Origin of the sequence: Aquimonas sp. (assembly GCF_044377145.1) — a bacterium.
Taxonomy (GTDB): domain Bacteria; phylum Pseudomonadota; class Gammaproteobacteria; order Xanthomonadales; family Xanthomonadaceae; genus Aquimonas.
The window spans coordinates 1-3816 of sequence record NZ_JBILJQ010000160.1; the positions used below are offsets into that span (position 1 = coordinate 1).

The 3816-nt window shown below is 64.7% G+C and carries 2 protein-coding genes; one reads left to right on the plus strand and one right to left on the minus strand.

Features of this window, described 5'->3' with window-relative positions:
- Window positions 1-453 precede the first annotated feature (453 nt).
- Window positions 454-2949 carry a TonB-dependent receptor plug domain-containing protein gene (locus tag ACIQ7H_RS22045; protein WP_395795619.1) on the plus strand — a complete coding sequence of 832 codons (2496 nt, stop codon included), beginning with the start codon at window positions 454-456 and terminating at the stop codon, window positions 2947-2949.
- A gap of 110 nt (window positions 2950-3059) precedes the next feature.
- Here ACIQ7H_RS22045 and ACIQ7H_RS22050 read toward each other — a convergent pair.
- The coding region (locus ACIQ7H_RS22050; protein ID WP_395795621.1) for a hypothetical protein at window positions 3060-3816 on the minus strand (757 nt) is incomplete at its 5' end.

Genomic DNA, 3816 nt, shown 5'->3' on the forward strand with positions numbered 1-3816 from the left:
TTCAAGCTGCGGATCTGTCTCCACTTCGATGCCTGCCTTGCTCACTGAAACCTCCTCAAACCGCCCCACAATTGTTATCTATAAAAACCGAGAACAACTGTTGGGTAGGAGGTTGACACGTAGGGCGGGTGAACGGGTTGGCGAGTGCGGAGCTGCTCGCGAGAAGAAACACAAGAATTCGCTGCACGGCGAGGCTCCAGCTGAAGGCGGGCACCCGAGCCTATGCTCTATCGAGTTAAACGCCTGCGCACACCAGCGGTCGTAGCGACGCTTGCGGCGCACATCCGGACAAACTGGAACAACCGATTGCCTGCCGACGATTGACGGCTATGCCGGATCAGGCATAGCGTTGCAAAACCGTTAAGCCATCCGCCTGCGAACGTTCTCAATCGCGCCGGAGTGCTGCCTCGCTCAAATCCGCCCAGCCGAACCCGTCAGCAGGAGTCAGCATCCATGCACAGCCTCAAGCACAAACCGCTTGCCCTCACCATTGCGCTCGCACTGGTCTCACCTGCCTACGTGTCCGCGCAGTCTGACGCTGGCGATCTACCCCGTGAGCTGGACCGCGTGGTGGTGACCGGCACGCGCGTCGCCGGCCGCTCAGCCACTGATACCGCGGCGCCACTCGACATCATCGGCGTTGCCGCACTTGAGCGTTCCGGTTCGCCCGAGCTGAATCAGGCGCTGTCGGTGGCCTTGCCGTCCTTCAATTTCCCGCGTCCGGGCCTCGCTGACGGCACCGACACGATACGCCCGGCCACCCTGCGTGGCCTGTCGCCGGATCAGTCCTTGGTGCTGGTCAACTCCAAGCGCCGCCACAGCTCCGCCCTGGTCAATGTCAACGGCACCGTGGGGCGGGGTGCGGCGGCGGTCGACCTCAACACCATTCCGACTGCCGCCGTGCGCTCGATCGAAGTGCTGCGCGACGGCGCCTCGGCCCAGTACGGCTCCGATGCGATTGCCGGCGTCCTGAACGTGCTGCTGCGCGACGAGCGCGATGGTGGTTCTGCGTCGGTGTCCTACGGCGTGCGCGAAACCAGCTACACCACGCCGGTGCTGCCGGGTCCGACCGGCGCCAACTGGCAGACGCCCAGCTCGATCACACGCGATCGCAGCGATGGCGATACCACCACGGTGTCCGGCTGGCGTGGTTTCGGCTTGGGCGAGGACGGATTCATCACCCTGTCGGCCGAGTACAAGGACCAGAAGCGCACCGAGCGCGGCGGCTACGACTATCGCCAACAGTACCCGCTGGTGAACGGTCAGTTTGACCCTCGTGAGGCCAGCGTCGAGCGCTTCAACGCCTGGTACGGCGAGCCGGATCTTGAGCAGCTGACCCTGTTCGGCAACGCCGGAATCGATCTTGCCAGCGGCGGGCGCCTGTACGCATGGGGCAGCTACCAGGGACGCGAGGCCAAGTCCGCCGGCTTCTTTCGCCGCGCGCTGGACGACCGCAACACCATCCAGATCTACCCCAACGGCTTCCTGCCGATCATCGCGCCCGACGTCGACGACTACAGCCTGGCCGTCGGCTACCAGTGGAACCTCGGCGAATGGGCGATGGACAGCTCGGTGGTGTGGGGGCGCAACGAGATGGCCTTCACCATCGAGAACACGCTGAACCGCTCGCTCGGCCCGGCCAGCAAGACCAGCTTTGACGCCGGCGGATTCGACTATGACCAGGTGGTGCTCAACTTCTCCGGCGTGCGCTCGGTCGATGTCGGCGCATTCAGTTCGCCGCTGAACATCGCGACCGGCGTGGAAGCCCGGCGCGAGAGCTATTCGATTTTCGCCGGCGAGCCGGACTCCTACCGCAACGGTGGCGTGCGGCTGCCCAGTGGCGGCCCAACCCAGTCCGGCTCGCAGGTGTTCCCCGGCTTCCGTCCCGCCAATGAAGTGGACGAAGACCGCGATGCGCTCGGCGTGTATCTGGATCTTGAAGCCAATATCACCGACCAGCTGCTCGGCTCGGCGGCAGTTCGATTCGAGGACTACTCCGACTTCGGCAGCAATGCCACCGGCAAGCTGGCCCTGCGCTACGACTTCACCGAGAGCTTCGCCCTGCGTGGTTCGGCCCAGACCGGTTTCCGCGCACCGTCGCCGCAGCAGCAGTTCTTCACCGCGACCTCGACCAACTTCATAAACGGCGTGCCTTTCGACATCACCACCTTCCCGGTCAATGACCCGGTGGCGATCGCACTCGGCGCGCAGGCGCTTGACCCGGAAGAGTCGGTCAATTTCTCGCTGGGCGCGGTGTTCAACTTCGGTGATGTCTCACTCACCGTCGATGCCTACCGGATCGACATCGACGACCGCATCGTGTTGAGCGAGAACCTGACCCAGGCCAATGTGCGCACGTTCCTCGAGTCGCGCGGTTTCGTCGGCATCGGCGGTGGACGCTTCTTCATCAACGGCGTCGATACTGAGACCCAGGGTATCGATGTGGTCCTCAACTGGCCGCTGGAGGCAGACAGCGCGGGGCGCTTCGACTTCACCCTGCTCGGCAACTACAACGAAACTGAGGTCACCCGCATTCCCACCACCTCGCCGCTGGCGGCACTGAGTCCGGCGCCCCCGCTGTTCGACCGGGTCAATGTGCTGACCTTCGAGGAAGGCACCCCGGAGAACAAGTTCGCCGCGATTGTCGACTGGTCGCTGGAGCGTTTCGGCGCCACCCTGCGCGTCACCCGCTACGGTGAAGTGCTGTCGCCTGGCACCACCGCCGCCACTGACTTCGTGCTCAGCCCGAAGACTCTGGTCGACCTAGAAAGCCGTGTCGACTTCAACGACCAGTGGCGCCTGGCGATCGGCGCCGAGAACGTGTTCGACCAGTACCCGGATGCCTCGCCGGCCAGCCTCAACACCACCGGCAACACCCCGTATTCGAACTACTCGCCGTTCGGGCGTTCGGGTCGACTGCTGTACGCGCGGCTGAGCTACGACTTCTGATCACTGGTTGCGATGCGGAAAGCAAAGAGCCGCCCAGTGACGGGCGGCTCTTTGCATCTGTGCGTGAGTGAAGCCATGTACCGGACGGCAAGCAGCAGGGGCGTCGCTTGTCAGTGCCCCCCAAACGGCGCGCCCTGTCCTTCGAGCACATCAGCAAACACATCGTTGAAGCGCTCGATCTCCGTGCAGCTATTGACGGCAACCTCGCTGCGGATGTCGGCAATCATGTTGAGGTAGACGGGCAGGGCGCGGGTGTTGATGCCGGGCAGGCCGCGGATCATGAACACGCCGTACAGGCCGGCCTCGAAGTCCACCCACGGGAAGTAGCCGAACGCGCCGAGGCTGTGGATCAACGGCGGGCGCGGGGCGGCGCGCGAGCCGTCGATCCAGCTGCCCAGCCCATAGCGCACCGGCAGGGTGACCGTCGGTGGCGGGTCAATCACCGGCAGCGCGCCGACGCGGTCTTGCCAGAAGCCGAATACCGCGTCGCGCGACAGCAGTCGCTGGCCGTTGGCCCAGCCTTCGTTCAGCAGCAGATGTACGAGACGCCCGTAGTCCATCAGATTGCTGCGCGCGCCGCCGGCGATCATGTAGTTGGTGGTGGGGCCGAAGGCCTCCCAATTGATCACGCTGATGCCGAGAGGGGCGCCCAGCTCGCGCTGCCAGCCCGTCTGCCAGTCCTCGCCCGTGGCGACCTCGGCCATGCGTCCGCCGATGTGCATCGATACGCCGCCGTAGGCGAATTGTAAGCGTCCGCCCACCTCACCTACCTTCCTTACCTGATTCTCCCGACCGTCTCCGGTTTCCCCAACGGAGGACCGGTCGATGGCGTGTTCGGAGGCGTGGCGGTGGCGGGCGCATGTGCGC